The sequence below is a fragment of the Bifidobacterium sp. ESL0732 genome (assembly GCF_029395535.1).
Taxonomy (GTDB): Bacteria; Actinomycetota; Actinomycetes; order Actinomycetales; family Bifidobacteriaceae; genus Bifidobacterium.
Genome location: NZ_CP113920.1, coordinates 1,262,948 through 1,278,312, shown reverse-complemented (window position 1 = coordinate 1,278,312; position 15,365 = coordinate 1,262,948). Strand labels below are relative to the sequence as shown.

At 55.5% G+C, this 15,365-nt stretch carries 15 protein-coding genes and 1 tRNA gene; 13 read left to right on the top strand and 3 right to left on the bottom strand.

Annotated features, from left to right (window positions below; translation table 11 throughout):
- The first annotated feature begins 135 nt into the window (after positions 1–135).
- Together OZX70_RS05005 and OZX70_RS05000 are read left to right on the top strand one after the other, a co-directional pair.
- On the top strand, positions 136–1,020 hold the full coding sequence (locus OZX70_RS05005) for an ABC transporter ATP-binding protein (RefSeq protein WP_277182111.1): 885 nt from the start codon (positions 136–138) through the stop codon (positions 1,018–1,020).
- 8 nt (positions 1,021–1,028) lie between these two features.
- A complete protein-coding gene (locus tag OZX70_RS05000; RefSeq protein WP_277179525.1) occupies positions 1,029–1,748 on the top strand; it encodes an ABC-2 transporter permease in 720 nt (239 codons plus the stop codon).
- A 70-nt stretch (positions 1,749–1,818) separates the two neighbouring features.
- Here the strand turns inward: OZX70_RS05000 and thrC are convergent, their stop codons facing one another.
- A complete protein-coding gene (gene thrC / locus OZX70_RS04995; RefSeq protein ID WP_277179523.1) occupies positions 1,819–3,309 on the bottom strand; it encodes a threonine synthase in 1,491 nt (496 codons plus the stop codon).
- Between the two features lie 224 nt (positions 3,310–3,533).
- Here thrC and OZX70_RS04990 point away from each other — a divergent pair, with 224 nt between their 5' ends.
- The 10 genes from OZX70_RS04990 to OZX70_RS04945 all read left to right on the top strand — a co-directional run bounded on the left by OZX70_RS04990 (position 3,534) and on the right by OZX70_RS04945 (position 12,616).
- A complete protein-coding gene (locus tag OZX70_RS04990) occupies positions 3,534–4,850 on the top strand; it encodes a glutamate-5-semialdehyde dehydrogenase (RefSeq protein WP_277179521.1) in 1,317 nt (438 codons plus the stop codon).
- A 203-nt stretch (positions 4,851–5,053) separates the two neighbouring features.
- Positions 5,054–5,656, top strand: a complete 603-nt coding sequence (locus OZX70_RS04985; protein WP_277182110.1) for a phosphoribosylglycinamide synthetase — start codon at positions 5,054–5,056, stop codon at positions 5,654–5,656.
- Positions 5,657–5,796: 140 nt separating this feature from the next.
- Positions 5,797–6,474: a nicotinate-nucleotide adenylyltransferase gene (gene nadD, locus OZX70_RS04980; RefSeq protein ID WP_277182109.1), complete on the top strand. Its 678-nt coding sequence runs from the start codon at positions 5,797–5,799 to the stop codon at positions 6,472–6,474.
- Between the two features lie 84 nt (positions 6,475–6,558).
- The gene (locus OZX70_RS04975; RefSeq protein WP_277179519.1) at positions 6,559–7,581 is read left to right on the top strand and encodes a ribose-phosphate diphosphokinase; all 1,023 of its coding nucleotides are present in this window, start codon (positions 6,559–6,561) and stop codon (positions 7,579–7,581) included.
- A gap of 135 nt (positions 7,582–7,716) precedes the next feature.
- Positions 7,717–7,787 (top strand) — tRNA-Gln (locus OZX70_RS04970).
- 98 nt (positions 7,788–7,885) lie between these two features.
- Positions 7,886–9,268, top strand: coding sequence for a bifunctional UDP-N-acetylglucosamine diphosphorylase/glucosamine-1-phosphate N-acetyltransferase GlmU (glmU, locus tag OZX70_RS04965; protein WP_277179517.1), 1,383 nt, complete (start codon positions 7,886–7,888; stop codon positions 9,266–9,268).
- 3 nt (positions 9,269–9,271) lie between these two features.
- The gene (gene rsfS / locus OZX70_RS04960; protein WP_277179515.1) at positions 9,272–9,685 is read left to right on the top strand and encodes a ribosome silencing factor; all 414 of its coding nucleotides are present in this window, start codon (positions 9,272–9,274) and stop codon (positions 9,683–9,685) included.
- 102 nt (positions 9,686–9,787) lie between these two features.
- The gene (locus OZX70_RS04955; protein WP_277179513.1) at positions 9,788–10,513 is read left to right on the top strand and encodes a histidine phosphatase family protein; all 726 of its coding nucleotides are present in this window, start codon (positions 9,788–9,790) and stop codon (positions 10,511–10,513) included.
- A 210-nt stretch (positions 10,514–10,723) separates the two neighbouring features.
- Positions 10,724–10,978, top strand: a complete 255-nt coding sequence (locus tag OZX70_RS04950) for a hypothetical protein (protein ID WP_277179511.1) — start codon at positions 10,724–10,726, stop codon at positions 10,976–10,978.
- Between the two features lie 324 nt (positions 10,979–11,302).
- Positions 11,303–12,616, top strand: coding sequence for an alpha-amylase family protein (locus tag OZX70_RS04945; RefSeq protein ID WP_277179509.1), 1,314 nt, complete (start codon positions 11,303–11,305; stop codon positions 12,614–12,616).
- Here the strand turns inward: OZX70_RS04945 and OZX70_RS04940 are convergent.
- Together OZX70_RS04940 and OZX70_RS04935 are read right to left on the bottom strand one after the other, a co-directional pair.
- Positions 12,603–13,301: an SOS response-associated peptidase gene (locus OZX70_RS04940; protein ID WP_277179507.1), complete on the bottom strand. Its 699-nt coding sequence runs from the start codon at positions 13,299–13,301 to the stop codon at positions 12,603–12,605. The two genes, OZX70_RS04945 and OZX70_RS04940, sit on opposite strands and share 14 nt — an antisense overlap.
- A gap of 118 nt (positions 13,302–13,419) precedes the next feature.
- On the bottom strand, positions 13,420–13,824 hold the full coding sequence (locus OZX70_RS04935) for a pyridoxamine 5'-phosphate oxidase family protein (RefSeq protein WP_277157597.1): 405 nt from the start codon (positions 13,822–13,824) through the stop codon (positions 13,420–13,422).
- A gap of 587 nt (positions 13,825–14,411) precedes the next feature.
- On the opposite strand from OZX70_RS04935, the gene OZX70_RS04930 reads away from it, so the two are divergent.
- Positions 14,412–15,329, top strand: a complete 918-nt coding sequence (locus tag OZX70_RS04930) for a DMT family transporter (protein ID WP_348519441.1) — start codon at positions 14,412–14,414, stop codon at positions 15,327–15,329.
- The last annotated feature ends 36 nt before the right edge of the window (positions 15,330–15,365 follow it).

The following is a 15,365-nucleotide window of genomic DNA, read 5'->3' as shown; positions in this document are numbered from 1 at the left end:
ATTTGCAATACTTGTATACGAATGTATCGGTTCATCGGCGAACAGGAAAGGAATACGATGATGGCACAGTCATCACCTACGACAATCAGGGAGCAGCACGCTGCTGACGCTCACGTTGGCCAAGAATCCCAGCCGATGGCGCTGAGCGTCACCGACGTCAAGAAACGCTACGGTTCCGGTTTCAGCCTCGGCCCAGTGACGTTCGATCTGCCGATGGGTTACATCATGGGCCTTATCGGCCCCAACGGCGCCGGCAAGTCGACGCTGATCAAGCTCATCCTCAACATGATCGGCCGCGATGCCGGCTCGATCAGCGTGTTGGGGCTCGACAGCATCGCCGACGAGGTGAAGCTCAAGGAACAGCTTGGCGTGGTGTTCGATTCCAGCTATTTCTCAACCTACTGGAGTGTGAACATGGCCGGTCGGGTCATGGCCACAATGTATGACGCTTGGGATCAAGCAGAATTCGAGCATTATGCCCGGGAATTCGGTCTTGAAATGACAAAGTGCGTGAAGGATCTCTCGCGTGGCATGCAGATGAAGCTCATGATTGCGGCGGCGCTCAGCCATGACGCGAAACTGCTGATTCTGGACGAGCCGACCAGCGGTCTCGACGTGCTGGCGCGAGACGAGCTGATGGACATCCTACAAGGCTACGTGGAGGACGGACGCCACAGCGTGTTGTTCAGCACCCACATCACCTCCGACCTCGAGCGGGCCGCTGATTTCATCACCTACATCACACAGGGCCAACTCTATTACACCGGCCCCAAGGACGAGTTCGAGGATTCCTTCCGCATCGTCAAAGGCGGTCTCGACCAGATTGCGGGCATCGGGTCGAATGCGATTGGACTGCGTCGCTTCGGCACCGGTTTCGAGGCGCTGGTCCAGCAGGAGGTCGTCGACAGCATTGTCGGTCAAACCTCTACATTCATCAGCGAACCGGTGTCCATCGACGACATCATCCGTCTGACCAATACGGCCAAGGCGCCAACGTCAACGAACATGAACGGGGAGTGAACGATATCATGGATTCCAAGCAAATCGGCAAAGCCTTCCGCATAGACGTATACAAAGTCCTTGCATGGGGCAACAGGAAAAACATCAAAGGCGTTGGTGGCAGCGTATGGCTGCTGGTGTCTTTGCCGTTGGTGTTCGCGATCATAGCCAAAATAATGGGCGACGAAGCGCTGATGGATCCCATGAGTGGGGCCGTCACTGGGATGCTCGTCTTCGTATCGGCCATGACCGGTATGATGGTTTTCAGCTATGAGGACCAGACGGGAAGCAGAAAACTCAATGGGTTTTTACCTGCCACGCGGGCCAATCAGGTTGTCGGACGATATGTTTTAACGCTGTTTGCCATTGCCGTGGCCGTTGTCTTGCAGGCCGTCTGCGGATTGATCATGTATATGCCGCAACGAATCAATGATGCCGTTGGTCTGACGCTGCTGGTGCTGGTGGTGGCCCCCATCCTTGCCAGTCTGTACCTGCCGATCGGCTATCGCTTCCCCGCGACGAAGGCGACGGGCTATGCGTTCGTCCTGCTGTTCGTCATCGGAGCGCTGATGGCGGTCGTAGCACTCACCGTGCCGGAAGCGGTATTGAATCATGTGATAACCTTCGTCACGAGCGCCAAACTTGGGCCGATCCCGTGGGTGGCCATCATCGGCCTCATCGTGGCGGTGGTAATGTACGTCTTGTCCTGCCGGCTTTCGATGCACATCTACGAGCGCAAGGAGCTGTAAATCATTAGAGAAAGGACTTACAGGGACTGGATAAGTCAACCCCTAAGCCCTTTTCTTCAATTTAATATTTTTAAAGCTGCTGAGAAACATTCCTGACGTAGTCGCTCATCTCGTCAATAGCGATGACGTCGGTGAAGCGTTCGGCGGCGTGCTCCAGACCGCGCAGGTTCTTGGGCGCGGTGGTGTTGGCGGCTTCGGAGAGGCGGTCCATGCAATCGAAATCGGTACCGGCGGTATCGAGGCCGAGCGCCTTGCCGACCACGCGCGGGAACTTGTACGGGCTGGCGGTGCTCAGCAGCACGCGCGGCATGCCCGTTTCGCGAGGGGCCTGCTCCAACACATGGTAGCCGCACGCCGTGTGCGGGTCGATGACGTAATGGTTTGCATTCCAACAGTCGGCGATGGCCTGGCTCACCTGTTCCTCATCGGCCCAGCCGCAGGAGAAGAGCCCACGGATACGTTTCAACAGCGTTTTGGGAATCGTGAACGAGTTATTATTCGCCAAATCGTTCATCAAACTGCGAACAAGCTCGGTGTCGCCTTCGGACATGTAATAGAGCATGCGCTCGAGGTTCGAGGAAACCAGGATGTCCATTGACGGTGAGGTGGTTTGGTAGAACGGGCGCTCGCGGTTGTAAGTGCCGGTGGTCAGAAAATCAAACAGCACATTGTTGCGGTCGCTGGCCACGGTGAGTCTGCCGACCGGCAGCCCGAGCTTCTTGGCATAGTAGCCCGCGAGGATGTCGCCGAAATTGCCGGTGGGCACGATGAACTCGACTTCATTGCCGACCTTGATGGCACCGCGTTCGACCAATTGCGCGTAAGCAGCAAAGTAATAGACGACCTGTGGCACAAGCCGGCCGACGTTGATGGAGTTGGCGGAAGAGAGTGAGACGCCGTTTTCCTCCTCAAGTGTCGTAGCCAAATCCTTGTCACCGAAAATGCGTTTGACGGCGGATTGAGCGTCGTCAAAATTGCCGCGCACCGCGCAGACGTTGACGTTCGAGCCGGACTGAGTGGTCATCTGCAGACGCTGGATTTCGCTGACTTTGCCTTCAGGGTAGAAGACGGTGATGCCGGTGCCGGGGGTATCCGCGAACCCTGCGAGCGCCGCCTTGCCGGTGTCCCCGGAAGTGGCCGTGAGCACCATCACCTTTTCGTTTGCCGACATTGCACCGGTTGCGGTACGGGCCATGAACTGCGGCAGGATTTGCAGTGCTACATCCTTGAAGGCGCTGGTCGGCCCGTTGAACAACTCGAGGACATAGTCGTCACCCAGAGGCTTCAAAGGAGTGATGGCGCTGTCGAGCCACTGAGAGCCGTATGCCGCACGCACGCATTCGTCAAGTTCCGAAGCGGAGAAATCAGGCAGTAATACCCCCAAAACAGTGCGGGCCATGTCCTGATAGGACTTGCCGATCAGTTCGGCGACGTCGACCTGCTGCTTGCCGAGATCATCGGTGACGAACAGTCCGCCGTCGCTTGCGAGCCCTTGACGGATGGCCTGGCGGCTGGTCAGCTTTTTGGAAGAACTTCGGGTGCTATGAAAGGTGGTATTCATCACAGATACCTCATTTGTTGTGGCGGTTACGAAATTTCGCTGGAATACTAGTCTAATGGGAAGTAAGGCCTAATACCGAAGGTGTCCAAATAGATGGATTTGGAATTGTTTGGACGAGGCAAGGCTTACAATCGTTGGCAATAGAACGGTAATTATTCGTCTTGGTAGTGATTTGGAAAATACCGGTTTCGAAAGTGGATAATATAGACTTCAGGGAGTGTTTCATGGCTGCAAGTGATCGGCAAGATTCGACGGTTCTGGATTCAGAGGTGTTCCGGCAGGTCTGCGCCATGGGTGACGCCGCAGCAAAGGCGCAACGGGTGCTCGCCGAAGCCAACACTGAGCAGAAAAACACGTTGCTGAATGCCATCGCTGATGAGCTTGAATCCGGAAGCAAGACCATCGCCGAGGCCAACTCTTTCGATATGAGTGAGGCCAAGCAGTCTGGTATGAGCGCCGGCAAGCTTGACCGTTTGCTCTTCGATGAGGCGCGTGTGAAGGCTGCGGCCGATGGCGTTCGACATGTCGTCACGCTTCCCGATCCGGTCGGCCAGATTGTACGTGGTTCCACGCTGCCCAATGGCCTGCGTCTGAACGAAGTGCGGGTACCGATCGGCGTATTCGGTATGATTTACGAGGCTCGGCCCAATGTCACCGTCGATGTCGCTTCGCTGTGCCTTAAATCCGGAAACGCCGTCTTGTTGCGTGGCGGGCACGAAGCCCAACACACCAACGAGGCAACGCTTGAAATTATTCGCAAAACATTGCGGGAACAAGGCTTTGACCCGGCGTTGGTTGCTTCCGTCGACAAGTTCGGCCGTATGGGCGCCACGGCGATGATGGAGGCACGTGGTCATATCGACGTGCTGGTGCCTCGCGGGGGAGCAGGACTCATTCAGGCTGTCGTGCGCAATTCCAAAGTTCCGGTCATTGAGACTGGGGCTGGCAATGTCCATATCTATGTCGACAAGGCCGCGGATTTCGCCAAAGCCATCCCGATTATCCTCAACGCCAAAACGCAACGGGTCGGTGTGTGTAATGCCGCAGAAAAGCTGATCGTCCACCGCGTCGTGGCCAAGGACTTCCTTCCATTGGCTGCAAAAGCGTTGGCAGACGCGGGGGTGGAACTTCATGCCGACGATGAAGCATACGGAATCATCGGCCAAAGCGGCATCGCTAACCTGAACCTGCTGCATGCCACGCCGGAGGATTGGGATGCCGAATACCTCGCGCTGAAGATGGGGGTCAAGGTTGTCAGTTCATTGGACAAGGCGATCGAGCACATCAACCTTCATTCCACCGGTCATACGGAATGCATCATTTCCGAGGATTACAGCGCCATCGAGCGTTTTACCAAACGCATCGATTCGGCAGTGGTCATGGCCAATGCCTCATCAAGGTTTACGGATGGCGGTATGTTCGGTTTTGGAGCTGAATTGGGCATCTCGACGCAGAAGCTACACGCCCGCGGACCCATGGGCCTGGCCGAGATGACCACCACCAAATGGATTGGCTACGGCACCGGTCAGGTGCGAGCTTGAAAGCAAGCGAAGGACATAATATGAACGACGCTGAACAGAACAAAGGCGAATCTGCCATCGACGGCGAAAACAATGTCCTTGAAGGCAGCATTTCCGCCGATCAGAATCCAGATAACCAGCCGGCGACGGCCACAGCCACAACAGACGGCCAGAATCAGCCGCAAGATGATGCGGCGACGCTGCAGGCCGAGGAACAGCTCGGTGTGAAGGCTGACTACCGGCTGGCCCAAGACCGTGGAATTGATATTGAAAATCCACGTATTGCATTGAAGGTTGCTTCCGAGCGCCTTGCCATCGTCCGTTACGTATTCCTGGTGCAGGTCGAGGATGGCATCGCCACTGCCGATCAGCGTGCCTCACTTGAATACGCGGATGCTGCGCTTGTCGGATGGCCGGAAATGGATGCAGACGATGTGGTCGACCTCGACGAGGACGGCAAGAAGACCGTTGCCGAGCGGCTTGCCTCTATGGAACGTTACATCACGGAGTTCAGCAAGCAGGAGGCCGAAGGCGGCATCGACGCCATGAACGACCTGCTGGTCCGCGCCACGGAATGCGTTGCCTCGGTCCGTCGCCTTTATCAGCCCGATTTTCCGATTCCGACTTTCGCTGAGATTCGCCGCGTCGTCCAGGACGAATATGACGAGGATATGGGCAAGATCGATCCCAGCGAGCATGCCACCGTCGAGGATATCGAAGAACAAACGGAACAGGCTGACGAGAAGCGCGAAGAAAACGAAACCGACAAATCGAACGATCAGAAAAACGGCAAGAACGCTAAGAACAAAGGTGATGGCAAGGCATGAGCGACGCTCCGACCTCCGCTGAATCATTCGTGGCGGGTAACGATAATGGCCTAAGAGTTTCTCAACAAGCGCAAAACCCTGACACCGCGCAAGGCAAGCCCGATGCCGATGTTCTTCAGCTTGCGGAACCGGCACGGAAAATGTCTGGCCTCTCCTCGCAACCGGATCTCAACTCGATTGATGCTTCGAAAACGAAACAGAGGGACCGGCACGACAAAAACGGCCGTCGTCGTATCGGTATCATGGGTGGCACCTTTGATCCCATCCACAACGGCCATTTGGTTGCCGCCAGCGAGGTGGCATGGGTCTATGACCTCGATGAGGTGATTTTCGTACCGACGGGACGGCCGGCTTTCAAGCTCGGTAAGGACGTGACCAACGCCGAAGATCGCTACCTGATGACAGTCATCGCCACTGCGTCAAATCCCAAATTTACCGTCTCGCGTGTCGATATCGACCGTCCCGGCATCACCTACACCATCGATACGTTGCGCGATATCCGGGCTCTCAACCCCGATGCGGAACTCTTCTTTATCACCGGTGCTGACGCCGTCGCGGAAATTCTCAAATGGAAGGAAGCGCGGAATATGTTTGGGCTTGCGCGCTTCGTCGCCGTCACGCGTCCCGGATATACCAGCCCCGAGCACATGCGTGCGCAGGTCGAGGTTGACACTCTGGAGATTCCCGCGTTGGCGATCTCCTCGACTGACGTCCGCCATCGCGTCTCGCTTGGCGAGCCGGTGTGGTATCTTGTCCCCGACGGCGTGGTGCAATACATCGCCAAACACGGTCTCTACGCCCAAACGGAAAACGATTGATAAAAACGGAATCAGCCGTGTCGTTTCCGTCGCGCAGAGAAGCTATTATGGCTTTGGTTCATGCAGACGATAACGTTTGGAGACATGGTGAGCGCAATCCTAGAAGGAAAGCCCAGTAAGAATCTCATTCTCGTCACCGGCAGGGCGCATCCCCAGCTGGCGGCGGACGTCGCTACACAGCTTGGCATCGACGTTTTGAAGACCACAGCATACGATTTCGCGAACGGCGAGATGTATGTGCGCTACACGGAATCGGTGCGTGGTGCGGACGTCTTTGTATTGCAAAGTCACGCTGGTGATGTTAACAAAGCCATCATGGAACAGCTCATCATGATTGATGCGCTGAAGCGTGCTTCCGCTCGTTCCATCACCGCCGTCTGCCCGCTTCTTGGTTATTCCCGCCAGGACAAGAAGCACCTCGGCCGCGAGCCTATTTCCTGTCGTCTTGTTTTTGATTTGCTGCGCACCGCCGGCGCCGACCGCGTCATGAGTGTCGACCTGCACGCCGCGCAATCGCAGGGCTTCTTCGATGGTCCGGTCGACCATCTCATTGCCATGCCAGTGCTCGTCGATTACATCCGTGACCGTTTCGAAGGCAACCTCGACAATGTTGCCGTGGTCTCCCCGGACGCAGGACGTATCCGCGTGGCCGAGCAGTGGGCGCAACGTTTGGGCGGCGGCCCGCTCGCCTTCGTCCACAAGACCCGTGATATCAACCGTCCGAACCATGCCACTTCCAACCGCGTGGTCGGCGATGTGGTCGGTAAGGATTGCGTTTTGGTCGATGACCTGATAGACACCGGCGGCACCATCGTCGGCGCGTGTGATGTGTTGAAGCAGGCCGGCGCCAAGTCCGTCACCGTCGTCGCGACGCACGGCGTGCTTTCTGACCCGGCTGTTGAAAGCCTCAAGAACTCCGGCGCACGTGAGGTCGTGCTTACCGACACCGTGCCAATCGACGACTCCAAGCGTTGGAACGGGCTCACCGTGCTTTCCATCGCGCCTCTGCTCGCCAGTGCAATCAAGGCCGTCTTCGAGGACGGTTCGGTTGCCAAGCTCTTCGACACCTATCCTGAACATCACGGGCAAGGCTTCCTGTTCGCCTGATCCGTCGATGCGGAACTGCAGCTGATTGGCTTGAAGGTTTACCTGCTCTAGTCAATTGGTGAGCGGTCAAGCGTGTCGGGTTGTCAGTAGTTGCCAGCATAATAGAAAATCGGTTCGGTCTTCGGATCGCACTATTCCTCCATGGTGTAAAGGCAGCACACGGGTCTTTGGAACCCTTAGTCTTGGTTCGAATCCAGGTGGAGGAACTTCGTTGAATTCGGCTGACCTTCCGTGTATCGGATGCCAGCCGATTTGCATATTTGAGTGCGTGTTTCGCTTTCGAAACACCGGAATTGGAGTGGATATGGCATTGAGTGCAGCAATCATCCTTGCAGCCGGTGAGGGGACGCGTATGCGTTCGGCCAAGCCGAAGGTGCTCCATGAACTGGCCGGCAAGACCCTCCTTGAGCGTGTCATGGCTTCCGTTTCGGGGCTTGATCCCTCAACACTTGCCGTGGTCGTGCATTATCAGGCCGAGCGTGTGGCCAAGGCCGCACACGACTACAACGAACACGTCCAGATCGTTGAGCAGGACGACATTCCGGGCACCGGTCGCGCCGTACAATGCGCCATGAAGCAGCTTGACGAGGACGGCAAGCTCACTGGCCCTGTGCTCATCGCCGCCAGCGATATGCCGTTGCTCGACACAGCCACTTTGGACGCCCTGCTCGCTTTCCACAAGGCCAGCGGCAACGACGCCACCGTGCTTACCGCCAATCTCGACGACCCGACCGGTTACGGTCGCATCATCCGCGACAGCGACGGCAGCGTGCTGCGCATCGTCGAGCAGAAGGACGCCAACAGCAGCGAACTGGCCGTCCACGAGATCAACACCTCTGTTTACGTTTTCGAGGCGCCAGTGCTCGCGCGTGCGGTGCAAGGGCTGGATTCTCAGAATGCACAGGGCGAGTTCTACCTCACCGATGCCTTGGAAAGCGCCCGAAAGAGCGGCAAGGTCGGTGCTTTGGCCGCAGCTGATGCCCTGAGTGTCGAAGGAGTCAACGACCGTCTGCAGCTCGCCCACCTTTCCCGTAAACACAATTTGCGTATCTGTGAGCATTGGATGCGCGAAGGCGTCACCATTCTCGACCCTGAAACCACATGGATCGAGGATGATGTCGAGTTGGCACAGGACGTCACCGTACTGCCCGGATCCTTCCTGCAAGGTCACAGCACCGTTGCCGAAAACGCCGTCATCGGACCGTATACCACGCTTATCGACGCGCATATCGAGGCCGGAGCCACCGTAGAACGCAGCCGTGTGCAGGAAACCCATATCGGTCCCGACGCCAACATCGGCCCATGGACCTACCTGCGTCCGGGCAACGTGCTCGAGAAGGGTACGAAGGCCGGAGCGTTCGTCGAGATGAAGAAGGCACATATCGGCGCAGGCACCAAGGTGCCTCACTTAAGCTACATGGGTGACGCCGAACTGGGGGAGAACTCCAACGTCGGCGGTGGCACCATTTCCGCCAATTACGACGGCGTGCACAAGAACCGTACCCGCATTGGCTCGAACGTCCACGTCGGCGCCGGCAATCTGTTCGTCGCACCTGTCGAGGTCGGCGACAATGTCACCACCGGGGCCGGTTCCGTCATCCGCCACGCGGTGCCCGACGATTCGATGGTATATTCGGAGAACACACAACACGTTGTAGAGGGCTGGAAGCCCGAATGGGAGCGTTGATTTATGGCAGCTTTGCAATCCACGATTGAGGCCCTGCGTCTGGCAGCGATTGCGGCCGACCGGGTGAAGGCCACCGATATCGTCGCCTTCGACGTCACCGGGCCCATCGCCATCACCGACGCGATGCTCATCGCCACAGCCTCAAGCGAGCGGCAGGTTTTGGCCGTGGCCGAGGAAGTCGAAAAGGAACTCTACACCAAGGGCAGCAAGCTCGAACCGCGCAGCCGAGAAGGCCTTGACGAGGCGCGCTGGGTGCTCTTGGACTACGGCGATTTCGTCATCCATATCATGCATGAGGAAGAGCGCAGCTACTATGATCTCGAGCGGCTCTGGCAGGATTGCCCGGCCATCGATCTCAAGCTACCCAAAACGGATGGTGCGGGTGAATCACCTGAAGACGAGTCTGCCAAGGAGTAGACAGCTACCAAACGCATTCGAAAAAAGTGTCAGCCGATAGCCGAACAGTTGCGGCCTAAAATTTGATAAGACCTTTCCATCAGTGTGCCGAGGAGTTAAACGATGGATTTTAGTACTGTATTCGATCCCGATGTTCATGTCCGTTCATTGACTTTGGTACGTCACGGACGCACCGCTTACAACGCTTCCGGCCGTATCCAGGGTGTCATCGACATTCCTCTTGACGAGGTCGGCAATTGGCAGGTTCATCAGACCGGCCGTGCACTGAAAGAACTTTACGTCGACAGGCAGAAAGACCAGACACGTCATCGTTTGATCGTCGCCTCGGATTTAGGACGGGCCATGGCCACCGCCCACGCCTTCGCCGACCTGATCGGCGAGGAGGTCCACCCGGATCCGCGTTTGCGTGAACGTCACTATGGCGATTGGGAGGGCCAAGCTACCCGCGAAATCATGGAGAAATATCCTGAAGATTTTACTTCCTGGCTTGATGGCGAGGGCGGCGAGCTCAAGTACAACGTCGAACCGGACAAGCATGTAGGCCAACGCGCCACACAAGCCATCGCCGAATGGGCAGGAAAGGCGGAAGCGGATACCGATCTCTATGTCTTCTCGCATGGTGCCTGTATCGCGGATACGGTACGTACCTTGCTCAACGCTGATGAGGATGCCGATGCCAATTCGGCTGTTTTTTCGATGCGCAACGCACACTGGGCACGCCTCATTCCCATTGCCATTGCCGGCAAACCCTTGCGCTGGGCGCTTTCCGATTACAACCACGGGCCGGCCATCGCCGATACGCCCGAATGGGAGCACCCAAAGCTCTGATTTGGTTTTCAGTCGAGATTGCCTTGTTTTCTAGGCATTCAGGCCATTCAGCCCAGTCATACAATACGATGGTGTTTAGTCTTACATATGGATTTATAGGCTAAAATAATAAGGGTATGGCGACGATATGTTTTCGTACTCCGACCGTCAAATACCATTATTCGATGACGGTTGGGTGGATTGAATTTCACAGAAAAAAGGGGAATTATTATGGGTATTTTTGATGACGCCAAGGACGCTGCCAAGCAGGCCGGCGAGAAGCTCGGTAAGGCCGCTAATGAAGTCAAGGACAAGGCTACGGATGTGGTCGACGACACCAAGAAGAAGGCCGACGACGTCAAGGACAAGCTCTCGGACAAGACCGACGAGGCCAAGGCAAAGGGCGAAAGTGCAGTAGCCCAAGGCAAGGAAAAGGCCACTGAGGCCAAGAACGGCGTCAAGCAGCAGGTTCGCGACAATAAGTGAGCACATCCATCTGCTGATGCGGATTGCTTAAGAACGGTGTAAAGCCCGGTGAGAGGCATCCGCAGCAAAATAAAAGCCGCCGACACGTCTAGGCAACGTTTCGGCGGCTTTTGATATTTTTTAAATCCATTGATCGCTTCTATCAAAGAGTCAATGCGCACTCACCGAGATATGTGCGCCGAAATTTGTTTCTCGATGATGGAGCTGCAATGCAATCGGCTGTATGAGGAATTCGGATGAAGCACCCGTTGCCTGCTCTTCTGCTGGTAAAGTTGGGCAGAGAAGGCGCAACAACAAGGGGATCCGCACGAAACGAGGCGTGATATGAACGAAATGAGCCGTAGGATCTGGTGGCAGGTTTATCCTTTGGGCTTTTGTGGAGCACCGGTTCGGCCCCAATCCGACGCCGACAGGAAGAGGGTTCCACGGCTTGACCGTCTTGTTAATTGGCTGGATTATATGAAAGGCATGGGCTGCGATGGCCTGTTGCTCGGCCCGATTTTCGATTCCGATACCCATGGTTACGACACCATCGATTTCTACAAGATCGACCCTAGACTCGGTGACGACGAGACGTTCGACCGTCTGGTGAAAGCCTGTCACGAGCGCGACATCGCGCTGATGCTGGATGGTGTCTTCAATCATGTCGGCCGTGATTTTCCGGAGTTCCAGCATGAGCTCAAAAGAGCGCAGAATGAGATGAAAGCCGGCAAACTGGTCGGGCACGATAGCGATGACATGTTCAGCTTCTCGAAGGCCCAGGACGGAACTTTGGATTATGAAAAATTCGAAGGCCATGCGATTCTTCCGGCCTTCAATCACGAGGCATCTCGCGTCGCAAATTTGGTGACCGACGTGATGACCTATTGGATGAACCGTGGCGTCGATGCCTGGCGATTGGATGCGGCGATGACTGTGCCGACGTCATTCTGGGCTAACGTTCTGCCCCGTGTACGCCACAAGGTTCCCAGCGCATGGTTTATGGGAGAGGCCATCCACGGTGACTATCCACAGTTTGTGAAGGATTCGACCATTGACGCAGTCACCCAATACGAGCTCTGGAAAGCGATCTGGAGCAGCCTCAAGGACGGGAATTTCTTTGAGCTTGATTGGTGCCTCAAACGTCAAGATACGTTCCTTGAAACCTTTACGCCCCAGACGTTCATCGGCAACCACGACGTTACCAGAATCGCCAGCCAGATCAAGGACGAGGGAAAGCTCGCGCTGGCTGCGGTCATTCTTTTCACTGTCGGTGGCACGCCTTCGGTCTATTACGGCGACGAACGGGCAATGACAGGAGAGAAAACCGATGGAGTGGGCGGCGATGACAACGTCCGTCCCGAATATCCGGAAACGCCGGAAGGCCTCTCGCCTGAAGGCGAGTGGATGTATCGGCTTACCGGTGAATTGGCTGCTATAAGAAGTGTGCGGCCGTGGATGATTGACGCAACTACGGAACCGACCTTGCTGGAGAACCGGCATTACGCATACGATGTCAAAGCCCGCGACGGCAGCGCCAAGCTGCATGTCGACATGAACCTTGACGAAACTCCGCACGCTGACATCTATGAGAACAGTAACGCCAAACCTCTGCTTCACGTAGAGCATTCAAATCGTGAAAATCTCAGAAAAGACTGAGTGGCGCAACGTTGGTTACCGGACGAATGCATTGCGGCCCGTCTTCGCCTGGTTGTGGTTCGGCTACCTCGTAATAATCAAGGTTTTCGGATATGGACAGGCTCTCATTATGGATTTCCGAGATGATCTCGGAACCACCAATAGTACGGTCAAGCCATTCTTCGGTCCTGCTTTCTGAAACGAGCAGTGGCATGCGGTTATGGATTTCAGCCAGACCCCCGATGGCCTCGCATGTCATGATGGTCGCTGTCAGAAGCCATGGTGAGAATTCGTTTTGCCGCCACCATGAATATAACCAGGCCATGGCCAGCGTCGAGTTTTCGGACGAATGGAAATAGAAGGGCTTATCGTGTTTAAACTCGAAATACCCTTCGGCCGGGATGATGGCGCGACAACTGTGCATTGAATCTCTGAACGTAGGCTTTTCCCCAGCTGATTCCATACGCGCATTATAGGTGGGGTAGGCGAGTTTAGAGCTCTTGCTCCAAGATGGAATCAGCGACCAGGAGCCACCGCGCAAGTGCCGTTCGTTCCTACTGTCAGCGGCGATGACACCTATTTTCTGTTCGGGCTCGACGCGAAAAGTCCGTGTCGGCAACGTTTGAGCATCAATATCTTCATCATCGATTCCGAATTGGCGGCCAACGGCATTCCAATCAAGGTCGAGTGAAAACCTGCGGCACATATCAGCTCCTTCTCAAGCAAACAAGACAAATCAAGCATACAAAATGAGGGCCTCCGGTTTGGAGACCCTCATCCGATCAATGGCTTAAAGATAGTAATCAAACCATTCTCAGTAAAATTCAGTCCTTGCTGATCGTCTTGCCAGCGTTGGCGCCAGCAGAGAGATCCTGAATCTCGGTGATTTCGAGCACGGGGATGGTGGCGGGCTTCTTGGTGCCGTTCTTCTCAGCGACCTTGACCTGCTCATCGTAAATCGCATCGTCGGAGTGCAAGGTCACATTGCCGCGGAAGCGATAGCCCTTCTTGCTCTCCAGATTGGCGAAGCAGATGACCAGCGGGCTGCCGTCCTCAAGGTTCTTGTAGTGCTGGCCAGCGGTGCGCTCGTGATAGGCGAGGTGGTTGTCGTCGAGCACGAACATCGACATCTTCGGGCCGAGATCGAGCTGGCCTTCTTTGCTGACGGTCGCGATCCACGCGAGGTTGTTGTTGATGAATTCCTTCATTTCCGGGGTAAGCGTAGCCATATGCTGTCCTTTCAATCGAACTGCGTTTCTATACGACTCCAGTTTACGTCTTCAAACCTGTATTCGCTGGCGAAATCGTGTGACATTGCTCACCGCATATATTCCTGTTGATTCTGGGAGTTTCTTTGCGCTGAGCGACGCTTGGTAGACAGCTTTCCACATGTTTTTACTCATAAATAAGCCATTGTGTGATACAGAAATGTAACCAACGCGTGAAATATTCGTTCTGCCATTATTTCGTTGTATTTCTAGGCGTGTCGTGACGACAAAATGACCTAGTTTAGACAGCGACATATGTGGTTCGAATGTCTGTTGACGTTATGTGATCGAGGGGCTGAACCAGTTGCCGGATATGAAGAGAAACATGGCCGGTGCAGGTTCTAAGCATTTCGCTTGAAACGGAACATAAAAGAAGGTCCGACATGGTTGCCGATAAACGCATGAACATGCCGGGTTCGCACAGGAGGGAGAAGGCCATGGCCCATTCTTTTGCAGCCTATCTTTCGCCGAAAGGCACTGTACGCCGCGGTTTCCAAGGTCTTCGTAGTCGTCTCTCCCGCAATTTCCCGCCGAATCTGGCCCGTCTTATGCTGTTGTGCTGTGCCGCGCTCTGGGGCGGCAGCTATCTGGTCGCCAAAGTCGCGATGGCCGCAATAACACCGCAATGGCTGATGGCCATGCGTACCGGCGGCGCGTGCCTCATCATGATGCTGCTGTTCCACAAAAGCATCATTCCCACACTCAACAAATCGATGCTCGTTCCCGCGCTGATCGTCGGTGGCAGCTATTGGGGCACGATGGTTTTGCAGACCAAAGGGCTTTTGACAATCGACCCCGGCCGCAGCGCGTTCCTCACCGCTTCCTACTGCGTACTCACGCCGTTCGCGGCATGGTTTGCCACAAAAAAGAAGCCACATAACATCAACATCATCGCAGGCGTGATTTGCCTGGTTGGTGTCGGCTTTGTTGCGCTCAAACCGGGCAGTTTCCCACTCTCGCTTTCTCTTGGTGACTTCCTCACTCTGATTTGCGCCGTGGTGTTCTCCTTCAATCTCACCTATCTTGGTATTTATTCGAAGAAATTCAATGCCATCGCTGTCACCTTCGTCCAGTTTGCCGTAGCATTCGTGCTTTTCCTGATCGGTGCGCTCTTGACCGAGCCCATGCCGAACGCCTCGTGGCTGGAACCGAAAATCGTTATCAGCTTCCTCTACCTGTTCATCGGCGCCACCACACTGGCACAGATCATGCAGAACATCGGTCTGGCGCACGTTTCCGCACCTTCGGCCTCGGTTGTGATGTGCACGGAAAGCCTGTTTTCCGAGGTGTTTTCCATCCTGTTTTGGGCAACGACGCTGCGATTGACGACCCTGATTGGTTTTGCACTGATTTTCCTTGCCGTGCTGATGTCGATTGTGCGCCGCTCGGTGATCGTCAATCTGTTCCGTCGGGTAGAGGACTGGGCGCACGATCGGGGTAAGAACTGCAGCGTGTCTGCTAAGTGATTTAAATATCAGTGAATTTAAAGAATTACCTGTCTC